This window comes from Streptococcus mitis, from assembly GCF_002096895.1.
Lineage (GTDB): Bacteria > Bacillota > Bacilli > Lactobacillales > Streptococcaceae > Streptococcus > Streptococcus mitis_AH.
The window spans coordinates 765,273-784,063 of sequence record NZ_NCVI01000020.1 but is presented as its reverse complement, the minus strand read 5'-3'; the positions used below and the strand labels follow the sequence as shown (position 1 = coordinate 784,063).

General features: G+C 41.6%; 20 protein-coding genes. 1 reads left to right on the top strand and 19 read right to left on the bottom strand.

The genetic code is table 11. The features are described from left to right. Positions 1-29 precede the first annotated feature (29 nt). The 15 genes from prsA to ybeY form a co-directional block, all read right to left on the bottom strand. Positions 30-968 (bottom strand): peptidylprolyl isomerase PrsA, encoded by a 939-nt coding sequence (gene prsA, locus B7697_RS08565; protein ID WP_084951377.1) that lies wholly within the window; start codon positions 966-968, stop codon positions 30-32. Positions 969-1,034: 66 nt separating this feature from the next. Continuing rightward, positions 1,035-1,748 carry an O-methyltransferase gene (locus tag B7697_RS08560; protein WP_084951374.1) on the bottom strand — a complete coding sequence of 238 codons (714 nt, stop codon included), beginning with the start codon at positions 1,746-1,748 and terminating at the stop codon, positions 1,035-1,037. A gap of 1 nt (position 1,749) precedes the next feature. Then, entirely contained in the window at positions 1,750-3,552 is a 1,803-nt protein-coding gene (gene pepF / locus B7697_RS08555) for an oligoendopeptidase F (RefSeq protein WP_084951372.1), read from the bottom strand. 18 nt (positions 3,553-3,570) lie between these two features. Continuing rightward, on the bottom strand, positions 3,571-4,524 hold the full coding sequence (locus tag B7697_RS08550) for a competence protein CoiA (RefSeq protein ID WP_084951369.1): 954 nt from the start codon (positions 4,522-4,524) through the stop codon (positions 3,571-3,573). 72 nt (positions 4,525-4,596) lie between these two features. After that, entirely contained in the window at positions 4,597-5,457 is an 861-nt protein-coding gene (gene tehB / locus B7697_RS08545; RefSeq protein WP_033684997.1) for an SAM-dependent methyltransferase TehB, read from the bottom strand. Positions 5,458-5,471: 14 nt separating this feature from the next. Continuing rightward, on the bottom strand, positions 5,472-5,939 hold the full coding sequence (smpB, locus tag B7697_RS08540) for an SsrA-binding protein SmpB (RefSeq protein ID WP_001051750.1): 468 nt from the start codon (positions 5,937-5,939) through the stop codon (positions 5,472-5,474). After that, the gene (gene rnr, locus B7697_RS08535; protein ID WP_084951367.1) at positions 5,902-8,256 is read right to left on the bottom strand and encodes a ribonuclease R; all 2,355 of its coding nucleotides are present in this window, start codon (positions 8,254-8,256) and stop codon (positions 5,902-5,904) included. Before rnr ends, smpB begins: the two co-directional genes overlap by 38 nt. Before the next feature lie 101 nt (positions 8,257-8,357). After that, positions 8,358-8,591 carry a preprotein translocase subunit SecG gene (gene secG / locus B7697_RS08530; protein WP_000282517.1) on the bottom strand — a complete coding sequence of 78 codons (234 nt, stop codon included), beginning with the start codon at positions 8,589-8,591 and terminating at the stop codon, positions 8,358-8,360. Positions 8,592-8,630: 39 nt separating this feature from the next. Then, a complete protein-coding gene (gene rpmG, locus B7697_RS08525; RefSeq protein ID WP_001809104.1) occupies positions 8,631-8,780 on the bottom strand; it encodes a 50S ribosomal protein L33 in 150 nt (49 codons plus the stop codon). Further along, positions 8,780-9,979, bottom strand: a complete 1,200-nt coding sequence (locus B7697_RS08520; RefSeq protein ID WP_084951365.1) for a multidrug efflux MFS transporter PmrA — start codon at positions 9,977-9,979, stop codon at positions 8,780-8,782. Before B7697_RS08520 ends, rpmG begins: the two co-directional genes overlap by 1 nt. Further along, complete coding sequence (coaE, locus tag B7697_RS08515) at positions 9,966-10,571, bottom strand: dephospho-CoA kinase (protein WP_084951363.1); 606 nt, start codon at positions 10,569-10,571, stop codon at positions 9,966-9,968. Before coaE ends, B7697_RS08520 begins: the two co-directional genes overlap by 14 nt. Continuing rightward, positions 10,571-11,395 carry a DNA-formamidopyrimidine glycosylase gene (gene mutM / locus B7697_RS08510; protein WP_084951360.1) on the bottom strand — a complete coding sequence of 275 codons (825 nt, stop codon included), beginning with the start codon at positions 11,393-11,395 and terminating at the stop codon, positions 10,571-10,573. The genes coaE and mutM overlap by 1 nt, the downstream gene beginning before the upstream one ends. 48 nt (positions 11,396-11,443) lie before the next feature. Beyond that, entirely contained in the window at positions 11,444-12,343 is a 900-nt protein-coding gene (era, locus tag B7697_RS08505; protein WP_084951356.1) for a GTPase Era, read from the bottom strand. A gap of 16 nt (positions 12,344-12,359) precedes the next feature. Next, the gene (locus B7697_RS08500) at positions 12,360-12,755 is read right to left on the bottom strand and encodes a diacylglycerol kinase family protein (RefSeq protein WP_084927583.1); all 396 of its coding nucleotides are present in this window, start codon (positions 12,753-12,755) and stop codon (positions 12,360-12,362) included. After that, the gene (ybeY, locus tag B7697_RS08495) at positions 12,736-13,233 is read right to left on the bottom strand and encodes an rRNA maturation RNase YbeY (RefSeq protein ID WP_084927581.1); all 498 of its coding nucleotides are present in this window, start codon (positions 13,231-13,233) and stop codon (positions 12,736-12,738) included. Before ybeY ends, B7697_RS08500 begins: the two co-directional genes overlap by 20 nt. Positions 13,234-13,337: 104 nt before the next feature. Between ybeY and pavA the strand changes: the two genes are divergently transcribed. Beyond that, positions 13,338-14,993 (top strand): Rqc2 family fibronectin-binding protein PavA, encoded by a 1,656-nt coding sequence (gene pavA, locus B7697_RS08490; protein WP_084951354.1) that lies wholly within the window; start codon positions 13,338-13,340, stop codon positions 14,991-14,993. Between the two features lie 32 nt (positions 14,994-15,025). Here pavA and deoD read toward each other — a convergent pair whose 3' ends face one another. The 4 genes from deoD to B7697_RS08470 all read right to left on the bottom strand — a co-directional run bounded on the left by deoD (position 15,026) and on the right by B7697_RS08470 (position 18,791). Beyond that, positions 15,026-15,736, bottom strand: a complete 711-nt coding sequence (gene deoD, locus B7697_RS08485) for a purine-nucleoside phosphorylase (protein ID WP_084951351.1) — start codon at positions 15,734-15,736, stop codon at positions 15,026-15,028. A gap of 402 nt (positions 15,737-16,138) precedes the next feature. After that, positions 16,139-17,422: a chloride channel protein gene (locus B7697_RS08480; protein WP_084951348.1), complete on the bottom strand. Its 1,284-nt coding sequence runs from the start codon at positions 17,420-17,422 to the stop codon at positions 16,139-16,141. Positions 17,423-17,424: 2 nt separating this feature from the next. After that, complete coding sequence (locus B7697_RS08475) at positions 17,425-18,234, bottom strand: purine-nucleoside phosphorylase (RefSeq protein ID WP_084951346.1); 810 nt, start codon at positions 18,232-18,234, stop codon at positions 17,425-17,427. Beyond that, the gene (locus tag B7697_RS08470) at positions 18,231-18,791 is read right to left on the bottom strand and encodes a DUF1697 domain-containing protein (protein ID WP_084951343.1); all 561 of its coding nucleotides are present in this window, start codon (positions 18,789-18,791) and stop codon (positions 18,231-18,233) included. Before B7697_RS08470 ends, B7697_RS08475 begins: the two co-directional genes overlap by 4 nt.

Sequence of the window (18,791 nt, the reverse complement as noted above, 5' to 3'; positions counted from 1 at the left end):
AGAAAAAGAGCACTTGGCTCTTTTCTGTTTTATTCTTTTGAAGAACTGCTTGAGCTTGAATCGCCACCACCGATGTATTGGGTAAAGATATTTTGGAAGGCTTGGTCTTTAACCTTGATGTTGGCTGCTTGCAATTCTTTTCCGATAATGCTTTGAACAAATGATGCGTCATTTTGTTTTTGAGTCAAGATAACAGTTTTTAATTTTTCTTTGTAGTCATCAATATTAGATGATTTTTCCGTTTTCTTAGTGAGTTTTACAATATAATACTGACTGCTGTAGGCTTGTGTGCCAGTAGCTGTAATGACATCAGAAATTCCGTTAACATCCAAGGCAAAAGCTGCTTTCTTAACTTGATCTGGTACTTCTGTTGAAGCTGAATCAAAAGTGATTTCTCCACCGTTCGCTTTGGTTTTCTCATCTGTTGAGTTATCTTTAGCTAGTTGAGCGAAATCTGCGCCACTTGCCTTAGCTTTTTCGAGAACTTCTTTTGCTTTGTCTTCATTATCAAGACGAATGATTTGAGCAGTTACATCTGGAGTATATTCATCAAAGGCCTTCTTATAAGCATCATCTGTCAACTCAGCTTCTGCTGCTTTTTTAACTGCCAACTCAACTAATTTACTTGTACGAATTTGAGCTTTACGTGTTTCAAGAGTCATACCTGCTTGTGACAAGACACGTTGGTAGTTCTCACCATATTGTTTTTCTTCTTCAGCAATAGTGTCATTAACTTCTTTGTCATCTACTTCTGCACCGTATTGTTTTTCAAATACTTTTTGGATGGTCAAGTTCAACAAGACTTGTTGGGCTGAAGGATTGCTTTTCACTTGCTCATAAAATTGATGTTCTGTGATGACATCTCCTTTCATGCTGATAAGGTCTGCACCTTCTGAACCTTTGGAACAAGCTGCTAAAGTTGCTACTGATAATAGTGTAATGGCACCTGCCAATAGTTTTTTCTTCATGTCTACTCCTTTGAGATAAGTGTTACCCTATCTATTTTACTATATTTTCTTAAATTTTTCTGAAAATCATTCGCTGTCAGGTAATTGAACGTCTGCTACATTTTTACGAAGCATGAGAATACCGTCCCCCAGAGGTACTAATGTTGCAGTGAGTCCTGGATTGTCTAAGGTTGCATCAAATAATCTTTGAAGGCCTCGATAAATAGTTCGCTGGCCACGACGGACTTCCATAATATCCTTGGCAACATCACCACCTTGGAAAATATCATCCAAGACAACCACACCACCAACTTCCAAATGTTTGAGGATTTCTGGCAGAAAGACGATGTATTTAGACTTGGCTGAATCCATAAAGACGAAATCATAGGACTCTGTCAGGGTTGACAAGATATCTACCGCATCTCCTTCTAAAAGCGTGATTTGCTTGCGACTGTCAAACTGAGCAAAATTTTCCTTGGCAAAACCAATCATTTCTGGATTGCGATCAATGGTTGTAATCTTGGCATTTGGCGCATGTTCAGCCATCAAGAGGGCTGAAAAACCGATAGCCGTCCCAATTTCCAGAATATTTTTAGGTTGCATGGTCTCCATGAGAAAACGGAAATAAGCAACTGTTTCATGGGGAATAATAGGAATATTTTCCTTGCGGGCAAAGTCTTCCAATTCTTTCAAAGAACCTGTGACTTGCTTTTGGCGCTGACGCATCAAGTCCACAATTTCTTCTTTGACAACAGGACGACGCATGTTATGGTTGGCATTCTTACTATATGATTCAACCATCTTATGCCAATCTCAATTTTTCGACAAGGGCTTCAAACTCATTTAAACGGCGTTCAAAGACTGCAAAGGCATCGTTGAGATAGTCTTCCTTCTCCATATCAACACCAGCTTTTCTCATGACATTAAGTGGATAGTCAGACTTACCTGCCTTGAGATAGTCGATATAGCGGTCACGGTCTTCTTGACTACCATGTACAATCTTTTCAGCCAAGGCTGAAGCTGCTGCAAAGCCAGTTGAATATTGGTATACATAATAGTTATAGTAGAAGTGTGGAATTCGAGCCCACTCGTATTGGATTTCAGGATTATCTTCCTTACTCAAACCATAATACTCTTGGTTCAAGTCTGCGTAGAGTTTATTTAGGAAATCGCTTGTCAAGACTTCACCATTTTGGTCTGCTTGATGAATCGCGTGTTCAAACTCAGCGAATTGAGTTTGACGAAAAACTGTTCCACGGAAACCGTCTAGGAAGTTATTGAGAATCGCAAAGCGCGTTGCGTCGTCTTCCACTTCTTCCAATAATTTCTCCGTCAAGATATTTTCATTGGTAGTTGATGCAATCTCAGCTAAGAAGATAGAATAATCTCCGTAAACATAAGGCTGAGTTTCGCGAGTATAGCTGGAATGCATACTGTGACCTGTTTCATGAACAAGAGTAAAGAGATTGTCCAGATTGTCCTGCCAGTTTAGGAGCATAAAGGCATTGGTATCGTAAGAACCACCAGAATAGGCCCCTGAACGCTTGCCTTGGTTTTCGTAAACATCAATCCAACGCTCGCTGAAGGCACGTTTAACACGGCTCAAGTAATCCTCACCCAAGACTGCTAAGGCCTCTTCTGCCTTTTTTAAGGCTTCCTCGTAGGTAAAGCTGTATTCTACTGAAGATAGTGGTGTGTAGACATCGTACATCTTGAGGTCTGAAATCCCCAAGATTTTTGAACGAAGCTCAAGATAACGATGCAAGAGTGGCAGATGCTTGCGAACTGCTACTACCAAATTGTCATAAACACTTTCTGGAACAAAATTGGCCGCTAGGGCTGCATGACGAGCACTCTTGTAGTTGCGAACCTTGGCACGGTAGTTTTGCACCTTAACATTGGTTTGCAAGGTTTTGGCATAGGTATGTTGGAATTGCTCATAAGTCGCATAAAGGGCTTGATAAGCACCACGGCGCACCTCACGATTTTTAGATTCCATTAAACGTGTGTAAGTTCCATGAGAGAGCTGAACTTCCTTACCATCATCGTCTAGGACATAGGGGAACACAATATCCGCATTGTCCAAGATAGCAAAGGTTTCACTTGCAGAACCAAAAATTTCTCCAGCTCCAGCCAATAATTCTTCTTCACGTTGTGAGAGAACGTGGTCTTTTCCTTGCAAAAGCTTGTCAAAATAGTGTTGATAAACCTGCAATTTTGGTTGAGCCTCTAAAAAGTCAGCATACTGCTTTTCACTAATTTCCATAAATTCAGGCTCATAGAATGAAAAGGCTTGGTCCAGCTGGCTGTATAGAGTCATTGCCTTGGCATAGTACTCTTGGTACTTGGCTTCACGAGTGTCCTGGTCATTTTTCATATGAGCATAAACGTAAAGCTTCTCCATTTGGCGTTCCATTTCAAGAGAAAATTCAGTAATTTCGAGTAGGCTATCCGCACTATCCAAGAGATGACCTTCATACTGGCTTACTTTCTCCAGTTGTTCTGTTAAATCTTTTAAGGCTTCTTCCCAAGCCTGGTCAGTTGGGTAAATCGTTGATAGATCCCATGTATCTTTTTCATTTATTTCATGTCTTTGTAATACCATTAGATTCCTCCATCCTTTCTATTCTACCATATTTTTCAAGAAATATTGCTGATAAAAGGCTGGTGGATAAAGCTTTTGCCAATCATTTTGAGGATTTTCTTGGTAATAGGTGTAAAAGTGCTGATAATAGCTGGTCAAATCTTGCTCAATCTGGAAAAATTTGCCTACTAGTGGCCGAATTTGTGGATACCATTCTTTTAGCCCATAAGTCAGGAGATTTTCTCCCTTCTGATAGGCTTCTGCTTGTTCTTTCATCCAAAAGGGATGTTGATAGTACAGCTGTTGCCGGATATAGCGACAGATGTCCTTGTCCTGGGAAACGGTAAAATGCGATATTTTTTGTTTCTTATAGGGAAGACGTAATATCTCCAGTAGACTAGCTTGACCATAGGGAAATTCCTTAATCTGATAATGAAGTTTACCTCGGAGATCTTGGTGAATCAGGTATTTGAGTCTTAAAACTTGCTTTTTACTTTCTAATTCCCAAACATAAAATCCCATGTTTTGACTGAAGTATAGAAAACCTTGTTGCAGACGAGTCAAACGATCCTTGAGCCAAAGTTTTTCCCCCAGCAACCACAGTACTTGGTAACCCTGACTACGATAGCCCTCGCTACGCTCTTTAAGAACTTTTTGAGGCAAGGGACTACATTGAACCTCTAAAGCTAGATTGCCATTTACAAATACATCCGCAATCTGTTTAAGCTCTGGAAGCAGGTATTCTAATTGCACCTCGGCCTCTTTTTTCAACCAGTGATAAAGGACTTCCTTATTTTCCAGATGTTCTGGACTTTCATTTTCAGAGGAAAAATCACAGTCTTTTAAGGTTTTGTGGGCAAAATGGATCCGGACACTTGGTCCTTGACGCAAACGGAGCTGACCTCCACAAGCTGGGCAGGTGTATGCTTGCTTCTCAAGCTTATCCTCTAACACATTTACCAATTCTCCCCTAGCATCTCTCGCAACAAACATGATTTCCCTCCTTTTCTATATTATTCGTAAAAAAGAAAAAAGATCAGGAAAATTCCTAATCTTCATTCATGTTTATTTGATTTTCTTAGCTAGCATGGTCGCAAAGCGTAGTTGAATACGATTGCCATTCTCATCGCGACGGTGAAGATGGCCAGGATTTTCATTGTACTTAACCAATTCCCAGTCCTTGTAATAGTCTGCCAATTCTCCTTCTTTAAATGTGAATGGGAAGTTCACAGAGCAAGGATAATCCTCCGTGTCCATAGCACAAACGATAAGATTGTAACCACCAACACTGGTTTTCTCCTGCATATTTTGAATAATAGCTGGAATGCGGTCCGCTTGTAGAAACATGAGAACAACTGTTGAAACGATAAAATCATATTCTTTCCCAATACTGGCTGAATTGATATCGTAAAGACCAACAGGCATATCTAGGTCTTCCTGCTCAACAATGCTTTGCAAGATTTCAAGAGATAATTCATTTTGATCTACAGCTGTCACATCAAAACCATTCTGTGCAAGAAAGAGAGAGTTACGGCCCTGACCACAGCCCAAATCCAAGGCTTTCCCTGGTTTTACTGTCTGCATTGCCTCTAGGACCTCTGAATGAACAGGATTGGTATTGTATTTCTTAGGAAAATAATCCTCAGGTTTACAATAAAATTCCAAGTACCATTCTACATCGTCTGTTACAGCCTCCACTCGGTGCCAGGCTTGTGGTTGCGCCATTGGATTGTCAGCCCCTGCTTCAAAGAGGTGTTCAGCTAGAACCTCACCATCCTCTGTCAATTCAATAAACTTGAGAGTTCCTTTTAAAACAGTAATCTTGCCCCAAGTCCCAACCTTGGTATTGTGCTTTTGCTGAACAGCCTCTGGCATGGTTTCTTTAGTCCACAAAGGCATGCGTTTATAGGCAACTAGTTTTTCCATCTTCATTCCTCTTTTTATCGCTGATTAACAGCTTTCATAACACGCGCGATGTCGCGGTTTTGCTCACGTCGTTTGATAGACTCCCGTTTATCGTAGTCATGCTTCCCTTTAGCTAGGCCTAAAAGGAGCTTGGCATAGCCATCTTTGATATAGACTTTAAGGGGAACCAGGGTCATTCCTGTTCCTTTAGTCTCTTGTTCCAATTTTTGAATTTGCTTTTTATGGAGTAAGAGTTTTCGACGACGTTCTGGTTCTTGGTTCCAGATATTGCCCTCTTCGTAAGGAGCGATATGAACATTGCTCAGCCATACCTCCCCATTTTTTACTTGGGCAAAGCCATCCTTGAGATTGATTCGAGCTGCTCGTACACTCTTGATTTCAGTTCCAGTCAGGACCATCCCTGCCTCTAGCGTATCTACGATTGTATAGTCGTGACGCGCCTTTTTATTTTGTGCGACGACCTTTCCCTCGCCCTTTGCCATGCTTGGCTCCTTTCTTAGCTACTTCCTTGTAAAAAGGTTTCTTGCCCTTTTTCTTCTTGTCTTTTTGTGAATGCTTGCGCTTATCATTTGAGCGTCCTGATTTTCTCTTGTCTTCCTTCTTATCTGAACGACGATTTGAACCACGCCCTCTGTCTTTGCAACCAGCTTGTTTCAAACCTTTTTCAATCACATCAAACTCACTTGGGATGTAAGAAAAGTCAATTTCACCCGTCATCTTGTCGGCTCTTTCAACTCGGATACGGATTTGCTGACCTACACGGAAGGTTGTACCCGATTTCTCCCCAAGCAGGGTCAAATCACGCTCATTGAAATGATAAAATTCAGGTAGATTAGTGATATGAATCAAGCCTTCGACTGTATTTGGCAATTCAACAAAGAGACCAAATTTAACAATACTTGATACAACCGCATCGTACTCTTCGCCTACATATTCCTCCATGTACTCAGCTTTTTTCATGGCTTCAACTTCACGCTCAGCCTCGATGGCACGACGCTCACGGTTGGAAGACTGGGTCGCAATCTCTGGAATTACTTGTTCAAAATGCTCTGCTATTTCTTTAGAAGAGCCGTAATCACGAATCATACGGTGAACAAGGAGGTCTGGATAACGGCGAATCGGACTGGTAAAATGAGTATAGTAATCTGCTGCTAGTCCATAGTGGCCGTGATTGTGCTCTGAATAGCGAGCCTGCTGCATGGAGCGAAGAAGCATCATGGACAAGACATCCGCATAAGGTTCTCCTTCAACAGTACGCATGATATCTTGTAGGGTCTCCTGGCTAATCTCACTTGCAGTCCCATAAATGCGCAAGCCAAAACTCGAAGCATAATCAATAAACTTCTGAACTTTTTCAGCCTTAGGCTCCTCATGGATACGATAAATGAAAGGTAGCTCCAACTTGCTGAAATGCTCGGCAACTGTTTCGTTGGCCATCAACATAAAGGACTCAATCATGCGCTCGGCAACTCCACGCTGACGAAGAACGATATCAACAGGCTTACCTTGCTTATCCACCAAAATCTTAGCTTCATTGGTGTCGAAATTGAGGGCTCCACGTTTTACTCGCATATTCTCTAGAGTTTCATGGAGCTTGGCCATAAGTTCGATACTTGAAACAATTTTCTGATATTCTTGTCTCTTTTCCTCATCGCCAGCTAGGATATCATTGACATCGCTATAGGTCATACGGAAGCTAGTCTTGATTACCGTTTGTGTAATAGTGTAATTGACCACACGACCATGTTTATCAATCTCCATAATAGCTGACTGGGTCAGGCGGTCAACTTGAGGATTGAGAGAGCAGATACCATTTGACAGTCGTTCTGGAAGCATTGGGACCACACGGTCTGTCACATAGACAGAAGTTGCGCGGTTAAGGGCTTCCTTGTCAAGAGCAGAACCCTCGGTCACATAGTAGGAAACATCTGCGATGTGAACTCCGAGTTCCAGATTGCCATTTTTCAAGGCCTTGATATGCACCGCATCGTCCAAATCCTTAGCATCTACACCGTCAATGGTAAAAGTTATCTCATCTCTTAGATCCAGACGACCTTCCATATCCTTTTGAGACGGAGCATCAGGCACACTTTCTGCTTCCTTGACAACAGCTTCTGGAAATTCTGAGACAATATCCATTGATTCCAAGACCTCAAGAACATCAATTCCGACATCTGTTGAATGCCCCACCACATCAAGTACACTAGCGACAAAGAAATCATGTTTCTTACTTGGGTATTTATCGATAAAGACCTTGAGAACTTCGGTTCCCTCTAGTTTTAGAGCTGGTTTCTTCACATAAATCGGTTGACTGATTTTCTGATTCTTTGAACGAATATAGCCAGCATACTTGGGCTTTTCCTGATCTAGAACGATTTGACCTACAACGGTTGTCAAACTGTGTTCTAGGATATCGATAATTTTTGCTTCTGCTGCTGTTCCCTTATTGCGGTCAGCGACTTTCTTAATCACTACCTCGACGGTATCACCATCAATAGCATAGTTGACATCGTTTTTCCCTACAAAAAGGTCGTCTTCCTCACCTTCTAGGCTGACAAAACCAAAGCCATTTTTATGGGCATGAAAAATCCCCTTGAGAGTAATCTCATGTTTTTTCTTGACTTCCAAAGTCAAAGTTCCATCTTCTTCAAAGCGAATCTGGTGCTTTCTTTCCATTTGGGACAAGGTTTTGATCAACTCACGAAAATCCTTGGACCTATCTTTTCCCAAAGCCTGAGCCAAGTCATTGACAGTTACCTTTCCCTTGTCTTGTAAATATTCTTTTATAATTTCTTTCATATTTTCTTTCTAGATTTTTTAATTTTCTTTTACTGTAAAACCTTCTCAAACATCATTTAAAAATAAAAACAGGCAAAGACCTAGTCCTGCCCATTATTTTCTTATCTACTTGATAATACCGTCAATGCTAAGGCAATGGCTAGCCAGAAAAAGACTAAAATCCCTGTCAAACGCTGCATTACAGCTTCAAAACCGCGTGCTTTACTGCGTTCAAACAAATCACCTGAGCTGGCATCAAATACATTGCTGGATTGGTTTTTGGTTGGTTGCATGAAAATCGCAATCACAATCACAACAGATAATACTAATAAAATGGTTAATAATAGGTTATACATATCAAACTCCTTAAAATCCTTATTATTTTACCATAAAATCTACTTAGATTCAAGATGTAGGGTTACTTTTCTTTCCTTGGGACAATACTTTAAAACCTCGATCTTGTCTGGATGAGTTTTTGAATTTTTACTGGTTAGGTAATTGATACTGCCACAAGAGGAGCATTTGAGATTAATTTTTACTCGCACTAGATTTCCTTTACTTTTAATAATGTTCGAAATTGAAGCAGGTTAAAGAGACAACTAAAGGCAACACAAAGGCTTGTCGCATAAAAGACAGCATGGTAGCCAAATTGACCTGCTACTGCAGAACCTGCCATAGGCCCAACGACACCTCCCAGATAAAAGAATACCTGATTAAAGGCAAAGACCCTCGAAATGCCAGCTTTGGGTGTCATCTTGCTGAGAAGGGCATTAACTCCGGGAATCAAGGCACCGGTTCCCAAGCCAAATAGTAATCGATAGAGTCCTAGTTGAAGGGGGCTAGAGGCATTGGCACAGAGGAGATAGATGATAACTGAATAAAACTGAGCTACAACCAAGAGGCGATGATTACCCACCTTGTCACCTAGCTTGCCCATGATTCCTGCACTCATCATACTGGAAAAGCCCATACTGGATACAATCAAACCTGATACAAAGAGAAGATTCTCTGTCTGACCTAAGTCGCGCACATAAAGTGCTAAAATAGGGCCAATCGATTGGGCTGAAAATTGGATGACAAAACTGGTCAGAAAGAGATTGACCAAGAGATAGGGATATTTAACTGATGTAAATAATTCCTTTGTTGGAATGGCCTTTTCCTTGGCTACTGGTTTAAGATCTTCCTTAATAAAGCAAATAGTTAAAACAGCAGCTAAGAATAGAAAACTACCAACCAGTAAGAAAACAGTACGAATGCCAAATAATTCCGCGATAAAGCCACCAATAAAGGGACCAGTTAGAGTACCTGCAACTACGCCAGTAGACAAAGTCCCAAGAGCAGAGCCTGATTTCTCCTTGGGAACCTGACTGGCTATCAAGGCTGTGGCATTAGGAACAAAACCTGCAAATACACCATTTAGCAAACGCAGAAAGATTAACCAATAAATATTTGGGACAAAAGCCAAGCCTCCCATAGTAATGGTCATGGCCATCCCAGCCCGAATCATCATGGGTTTTCGACCGTATTTGTCAGCAAGGATACCCCAGATAGGAGAGAAAAGTGCCGCAGAAATGGCAGAGACAGAAATAGCTAAACCTGCATAAAAAGCGGCTTGCTCACTCCCTACACCTAGATTTTCCACAAAGATGGGCATAAAAGGCACAACTAAGGAAATACTGGCTCCTGTCAGAAAATTACCAAACCAGGCAATGCGCAGATTATCCTTCCAGTTAATCTCTGTCATCTTGCTTACCTCCCTCAAGAAGGGTAAGCACCTGAGTTAGAAGCTGATCACGACTACCATTGTTATCTAGAACATAACTGGCCAAATCTTTCTTTTTTTCTAAAGGCCACTGGGCTGCCAGACGAGACTCAGCTTCATCCTTAGATAGCTGATCCCTTTTCATTAGGCGTTCTACTTGGACGTCTCTATCCACATAGACCAACCAAGTCTCATCAAACCAAGAGGCATAGTCTTGTTCAAAAAGCAAGGGAATATCCATGAAGAAAATCTCTTCTGTCTGAACCAACTGGTCTCTCAACGTAGCTAGTTCCTCACGAATAATCTCCCCTTGGGTTGACTTAGACCATTCCCGTTCCTCAGGATTTGAAAAGATGAGACTAGCTAGGAGAGGGCGATTAAGTTCTCCGTTTTCAAGGATGATTTCTTGCCCAAAATGCTGGACTAGAGCCTGAAATAGACGACCACCAGGTTTCTGTAGTTGGTGAACAAGAGCGTCAGCATCCACTACTTGAAAACCTTGCTTTCTTAGAAAATTTGTCACAGTTGACTTACCAGAGGCAATTCCTCCTGTGATTCCAATGATTTTTCCCATCACCCCCTCCTTTGGCACTGAGGACAAAAGTGGGTGCCTCGTCCGCCTAGTTGGATTTTTTCAATGATGTTGCCACAACGTGAACATTCTTGACCGGCCTTATCATAGACCTGATGAAAATCCTGCATGGTTCCGTCTTCCCCAAAGGCATTGGTATAGGTCCGAATGGTGGAGCCACCTTTTTCAACAGCCTGGCTCAAAACAGCTATAGTTTGATCATGAATGGCTGTCACTTCTTCTGCTGTCAAAGTCTGGGAAGGCCTAGCTGGATGAACCTGAGCTCGCCAGAGGACCTCATCCACATAGATATTGCCAAGTCCAGCCACCAAGGTCTGGTCTAGGAGATGGGACTTGATAGGCTTTTTAGATTTGGTTAGGGCAGCTTGAAAGACCTGCAAGTCAAAGTCTTGTTCGCTTGGCTCAGGACCTAATTTCTTAGAAATAAAGTAAGCGTCTAAAAGGTCAGGAGCCAAGAGTTCCATAGTACCAAACTTGCGTACATCCTCATAAACAAGCGTCCCACCATCCTCAAACTGGAAGAAAACATGGGCATGCTTGCGTTCAGGAACCTGGTCTGGATAGTAAAAATACTTACCCTCCATCCGCAGATGAGAAATCAAGACCTTGTCTGTCAGGTAGAAAAGTAAATATTTGCCCCGACGTCCCATTGACTCAACAACTTGACCAGGTACTTCCTTTCGAAACTCGTCCAAGTCTGTTTTAATCATTTTGGGATAGCAAATTTCTATACTCGAAATCTTCTTTCCCAAAATCAATTTTTCTAAGCCACGACGAACGGTTTCAACCTCAGGTAATTCAGGCATAAGTCCTCCTTCTGTAAAAACAAGAAGCAGGCATGAGCCCACCTCTACTTAGTATTCTTTTTCATTATAGCCAAAGTCAGCCAAATCCAGCTTTTTATCGCGCCAGTTTTTCTTGACCTTGACCCAGGTTTCTAGAAAGACCTTGTCTCCTAACATGAGTTCAATATCACGACGGGCCATGCTACCGATTTTCTTAAGCATAGCACCACCTTTACCGATGATAATCCCTTTTTGGCTATCGCGCTCGACCATGATGGTTGCACGGATGTGAACCTTGTCAGTCTCTTCATCCCGCTTCATCGAATCAACCACTACAGCAACTGAGTGAGGAATCTCTTCCCGAGTTAGGTGCAAGACTTTCTCGCGAACCATCTCTGAAACCAAGAAACGTTCTGGATGGTCTGTGATTTGGTCAGCTGGGAAATATTGGAAACCTTCGTCCAGATTTTCACTCAAAATATCCACTAGACGAGAGACGTTATTTCCCTGAAGGGCTGATATAGGGACAATCTCCTTAAATTCCATTTGGTTACGGAAATCATCAATCTGAGACAAAAGCTGGTCTGGGTGAACCTTATCGATCTTGTTCACCACCAAAATCACAGGAACCTTGGCAGCCTTGAGACGCTCGATAATCATGTCGTCTCCCTTACCACGCGCTTCATCCGCAGGAACCATAAAAAGAACAGTATCCACTTCGCGAAGGGTACTATAGGCAGACTCAACCATGAAATCTCCGAGAGCTGTTTTAGGCTTGTGAATCCCTGGTGTGTCGATAAAGATGATTTGTTCCTTATCAGTCGTGTAAATTCCCATGATTTTGTTGCGCGTTGTCTGCGCCTTGTCACTCATGATGGCAATCTTTTGCCCCATGACGTGATTTAAAAAGGTTGACTTCCCAACGTTGGGACGTCCTAAAATGGCTACAAAACCTGATTTAAAAGTCATAATTTCCTCTTACTGTTTAAAATAATAAATCCCAGATTCGTGGGAGAAAAATCAATGCGCCTGTTAAGGCTGCGAAAAGAGAGACCACTAATACCGCGCCAGCCGCCATATCCTTGGCATTTTTAGCCAGCATGGAAAAGTGATAGTGACTGGCCAAATCCACCACATTTTCAATAGCAGAATTGATAATCTCAAACGCTACTACCAAGAAAATGCTCAATAGGAGAAAGAGCCATTCGATTCGTGACACCTGAAAAACAAAACCTGCAAGGATGACCACAAGAGCCGTCACTGCATGTTTTCGCATATTGCGTTCTTCCTTGATAGCAGTAAAAATTCCTGTGATGGCAAATTCTAAACTGGCTATCAGGTCACGATTTTTCCATTTTCGTTTATTGTCTTGTGAGTCCATAGGCTGTCAAAATTTCTTCTTGTAAACCGAACATCTCCGCTTCTTCTTCTGGAGTGTAGTGATCATAGCCGTTGATATGTAAAAAGCCGTGTACTGCCAAGAAGCCCATCTCACGCTCAAAGCTGTGGCCATATTCCTCGGCCTGCTCATGAGCCTTATCAATAGAGATGAACAGTTCCCCAATATAGGCATCAAACTCAGACATCATCTCTGCCAATTCTGGATTGTCAAGCAAATCCTCTTCGTCAAAGGCAATATCCAACTCTGGTTTATACTCAAGACTGATGACATCTGTCGGACGGTCCGTGTCACGGTACTCCAAATTCAGTTCATGACTACGCTCATTAGTCACAAAGGTGACTGCCATTTCCTTGTCTTCTTTTCCTAATTTTTGGGCTGCAAATTCCAAAATTTCTTGGGTTTGTTGCAACATTTCTTTTGAAACTTGACCAGTTTCATCTACCATTTCAATATACATGTACTTCTCGTTTCTCTTTACTTGGCTTTATTATACCACATTTCCATGATTTTATTCTACCTTTTTGATATAATACTATGGAATACAATCACAAGGAGAGAACGATGTCATTTGACGGATTTTTTTTACATCATATGGTTGAGGAATTGCGAAGAGAGTTAGTGAATGGTCGCATTCAGAAAATCAATCAGCCTTTTGAACAAGAGTTGGTCTTGCAAATCCGCAGCAATCGCCAAAGCCATCGCCTGCTCCTTTCTGCCCATCCAGTTTTTGGACGCATTCAGCTGACCCAAACGACCTTTGAAAATCCAGCCCAACCCTCTACCTTTATCATGGTTTTAAGAAAATATTTGCAGGGTGCCCTGATTGAGTCGATTGAGCAAGTGGAAAATGACCGTATTGTGGAAATGACAGTTTCCAATAAAAACGAGATTGGAGACCATATCCAGGCTACCTTGATTATCGAAATCATGGGCAAACATAGTAATATTCTACTAGTTGATAAGAGCAGTCATAAAATCCTCGAAGTTATCAAACACGTCGGTTTTTCACAAAATAGCTACCGTACCTTGCTTCCTGGGTCAACCTATATCGCTCCGCCAAGTACGGAATCACTCAATCCTTTCACCATCAAGGATGAAAAACTCTTTGAAATCCTACAAACACAAGAAACCACAGCTAAAAATCTTCAAAGCCTCTTTCAAGGTCTAGGACGCGATACGGCAAATGAATTGGAAAACATTCTGGTTAGTGATAAACTATCTACTTTCCGTACCTTTTTCAATCAAGAAACCAAACCATGCTTGACTGAGACTTCCTTCAGCCCAGTTCCTTTTGCAAATCAGATGGGAGAGCCTTTTGCCAGTCTTTCTGATTTGTTGGACACCTACTATAAGGATAAGGCTGAGCGCGACCGTGTCAAACAGCAAGCCAGTGAACTCATTCGCCGTGTTGAAAATGAACTTCAGAAAAATCGCCACAAACTCAAAAAACAGGAAAAAGAGTTACTGGCGACAGACAATGCTGAAGAATTTCGTCAAAAAGGGGAATTACTGACAACCTTCCTCCATCAAGTTCCCAATGACCAAGACCAGGTTATCCTAGACAACTACTATACCAACCAACCTATCACCATTGCGCTTGATAAGGCTCTGACTCCCAACCAGAATGCCCAACGCTATTTTAAACGTTACCAGAAACTCAAAGAAGCAGTCAAATACTTGACTGATCTGATTGAAGAAACAAAGGCCACTATTCTCTATCTAGAAAGTGTCGAAACTGTCCTCAACCAAGCTGGGCTAGAAGAAATCGCTGAAATCCGTGAGGAATTAATCCAAACTGGCTTTATCCGTAGAAGACAGCGAGAGAAAATTCAGAAGCGCAAAAAACCAGAACAATATCTAGCGAGTGATGGCAAAACCATCATCTATGTCGGCCGCAACAACCTGCAAAACGAGGAGCTAACCTTTAAAATGGCTCGCAAGGAGGAACTTTGGTTCCATGCCAAGGATATTCCTGGAAGCCATGTTGTCATCTCAGGCAATCTTGACCCATCTGATGAAGTCAAAACAGACGCGGCAGAACTGGCCGCCTACTTCTCTCAAGGTCGCCTGTCAAATCTGGTTCAGGTAGATATGATTGAAGTCAAGAAACTCAATAAACCAACTGGTGGAAAACCCGGTTTTGTCACCTACACAGGACAAAAGACCCTCCGTGTCACACCAGACCCAGAAAAAATTGCATCCATGAAAAAATCCTGATTTTATTTGAAATCAGGATTTTCTTTTGCATTTTACTCTGCAATCAAGGTTTCTAAACCAACCTTCATCATATCGGTGAAGGTATTTTGGCGTTCTTCTGCAGTTGTGTCTTCGTCTGGATTAACCAAACTATCAGAGATAGTCATAATAGCAAGAGCGTCAACATGGTGTTGGGCTGCCAGATAGTAAAGGGCCGCTGCTTCCATTTCCACAGCCTTGACTCCCCATTTACCAAGCTCGATGTTCTTTTCAAAGTAATTTGAATAAAAGACATCAGATGATAAAACGTTCCCAACGTGGGTTGTCATACCAAGTTCTTTGGCGATATGGTAGGCCTTGTCCAGCAAATCAAAGCTAGCGATTTGTGGGAAATCGTACTGTGGCCAGTCATTGCGGATGATGTTAGAGTTGGTTGCCGCTGCCTGCGCCAAAACTAATTCACGGACATGGACATCCTCGTTTAACGAACCAGCAGTTCCTACACGAATCAATTTCTTCACACCGTAGTCAACAATCAACTCACGCGCGTAGATCGAAATAGATGGCATTCCCATCCCAGTTCCCATGACAGATACACGGTGGCCCTTGTAAGTACCAGTATAACCAAACATGTTACGCACTTCGTTAAAACAAACAGCGTCTTCAAGGAAATTCTCCGCAATAAACTTGGCACGAAGCGGATCTCCAGGAAGAAGAATTTTATCAGCAATTTCACCATGCTGAGCAGCAATATGGATAGACATAATATAAGATACCAAACCCGTCAAAAAGCAAAGGGAAAATAGGAGTTGGGTGCAGTGAGCGATGCTCGCTAGACCAACTATCTTTTTCCCACTGCTTTTAGGGTGGGTTCAATTCCTTTCTTTCTTAATTTTGATGATATTGAGAAGATTAGCCCGGATTCAATTCAACCCTGAACTCCACTTCTCTTCTGAGTTTTTAAAAAAGTTTTCCGCTCGTGTTCAAATCAAAACACACGCTCTACCTTTCTTTTTTTTATTTTTATATTTCATAGCTAGGAAAAATCGTATTCAATCATGACTCCGATAAGCCCACTTCATTTTTATTTAAATTAATTATAAATAAATTGATAATATTCTTTAATCTTTTAAATCAAATCATTGACTAGAAGAAACAGACGATCCCTACCTAATTACTTTATTCTTTGACTCCTGACACAGTATGCTAGTCCAAGGAAAGCGGTCTAACATTTTTGCAAATTCATAGGCTAAAACAGCTATTACTAAGAGATACGGAAGAGAATCTAAACCTATCCCAGTGAAACCTATTACTAATCCAGTTGCAGAAAAGGGTGCCCTCAAGGTCACAGATAAAAAGCAAACAGAGCCCAAAAGTAAAACGGTTGGCTGACTGTCCAAACCTAGAATCATGCCCAAGAGACCAGCTCCAGCCATCCCCAAGGCAAAAGATGGCGTAAGAGTACCACCATAGGCCCCTGCCCAAAGGATAATAAGAACGACCACTGCTTTTAGGAAAAACATGAGAAGCACTGTTTGGCCACTGCTGCCATTTAAAATTTCCTGAGCCATCATGCGTCCATTGCCAAGTAGATGTGGAAAGGAACTTGCAAGACCAACAAGAAAAAGAAAAGCTGAGGGCAATGTGAGAAGTATTCGTTTATCTTTTATTCTGTTTGAAGACGCTGCCTTACTTAAGCGACCAAAAAGCCAAGCTAGTGGGGTTAAGAAAAGAAGTAATAAGGGAATAATCCATATTTCCTTTAATGACCATGTGATAGCTGGAATCTGGTAGAGAGCCTGATCTGAAATAACCCAGCCTGCTATATAGGTTGAGACATAGGTAGTCAAACCGACTAAGACAAATCGTTTAATAGATGGAGCAATTCCTAGGGTTTCAAAAACAAAGAAGACACTTGTTAATGGAACCTGATAAACAGCCGCTAAACCAGCACCAGCACCACAAGCAAGGAGAAAGATTTGATCCTTCTTAGACAGTATACATATTTTTCCAATTGGTCCTGCAAACAGAGTCCCAATCTCTCGTGGCGCAGCTTCTTTACCAATAGGCGCTCCCCCTCCAACTGCAATGATCTGCCAAATTGAATGAAATAGCTGTTTTAAAAAATGAAGCTTGTATTGTGCAGTCTCATCCTTCATCTGTGCTTTTATGGAAAAAATCTGTGATTTCTTTTGCAAGAAATACCAGACCAAGGATGAGCTAAGACCCACAATTATTAAACTTAATCCTATCCGTGACGAGGAAACACCATCTGTCAAAAATCCACTATGATGCTCTGACTGACCAAAAGCTAGCTCCTCCACCATCTCTAAAAGATAATGGAGAACTATACCAGATAAACCCGAAACTGTTCCTTGCAGAATTACTGCTATGAATAATCTAAAATTATAAGGGATTTTTCGAAAAATACTCCTCAATTCTATTAACATGATTACAATTCTGCAAGAATCGCTTTAAGCAAGCCTTTGAAATCACCTTTAACACGTTCGGTTACTTCTACAACTTCTTCGTGGTTGAGTTCTTCTTGGAAACCAGCAGCATGGTTAGTAATACATGAAATACCGAGAACTTTCAAGCCAGAGTGGGCTGCCACGATAACTTCAGGAACCGTAGACATACCAACAGCATCTGCTCCCAGTGTCTTATAGGCACGGATTTCTGCTGGTGTTTCATAAGTTGGACCAGTAACACCGATATAAACACCTTCATCAAGCTTGATACCAAGTTTTTTAGCCACTTCATGGGCAGTAGCACGGTATTCTGGTGTGTAGGCCTTAGACATATCAGGGAAACGAGGACCAAATTCATCCAAGTTTTCACCCATTAATGGGTTTTGCCCCGTCATATTGATATGGTCTGAGATAGCCATCAAGGTACCAGGACCAAATCCAATACCTCCAGCTGCATTAGTTACAATGACACCTTCACATCCGAGAACTTTCATGACACGAACTGGGAAGGTCACGACTTCGAGAGGATTTCCTTCGTAAAAATGGAAACGACCTTGAAGAGCTAAGACCTTGCGACCTGCCAGTTCACCATATACCAATTTACCAGCGTGACCGACTACTGTAGAGCGGCCCCAGTTTGGAATCTCAGCATAGTCTACTACAACTGGTTTTTCGATTTCTTCTGCCAATTCTCCAAGTCCTGATCCAAGGATTAAACCGAACTCAGGCGCTTGGATTCCTTTATCTTTCAGAAAAGCAGCTGTTTCTTGGATCTTATCTAAAAATGTCATTGTGTGTCTCCTTTATTATTTTTTAGCATTTGACCGATTTTTTCAAAAGTTTTAGCATTGCGAATGGTGATTTGGCGGTAGAAAGGCATCTTGAGCAAGTACTTATGATAGGCAGTTGCATAGTAGGATTCCTCAGAGAATTTCCCCCAGAAAATACCAAGTTTCCCAAAATGAACGACTTCATCTTCCAGTTCCAAACTGTTCACTTTCTCGATCACTTGATCCACATCCAAGCCCTTCGTGTAGAAGAGGACATCTTTTCGAGCCAGGTCTTTGGTCCACCAAGCTGGCAGATTCTCGACTTCTGCTTCATAGTCTTTTTGAGTCAGTAGGGAAAAACTCTGAATAAATGGATAATGAATTCCAAAGAAAGTCTCTAACTTTTCAACCAATCGGGCTTTGGGGTCTGTCGAAGTAAAGAAAATATTGCCACTGTTGATGTAGGTTTCAACCTTTTCCAGTCCCAACTCTGTCAATTCTTGATGAAGTTCCGTCATAACGACCTTATTCTTGCCACCAACATTAATGCCTCTCACTAGCAAAGCATAGTGCGTCAT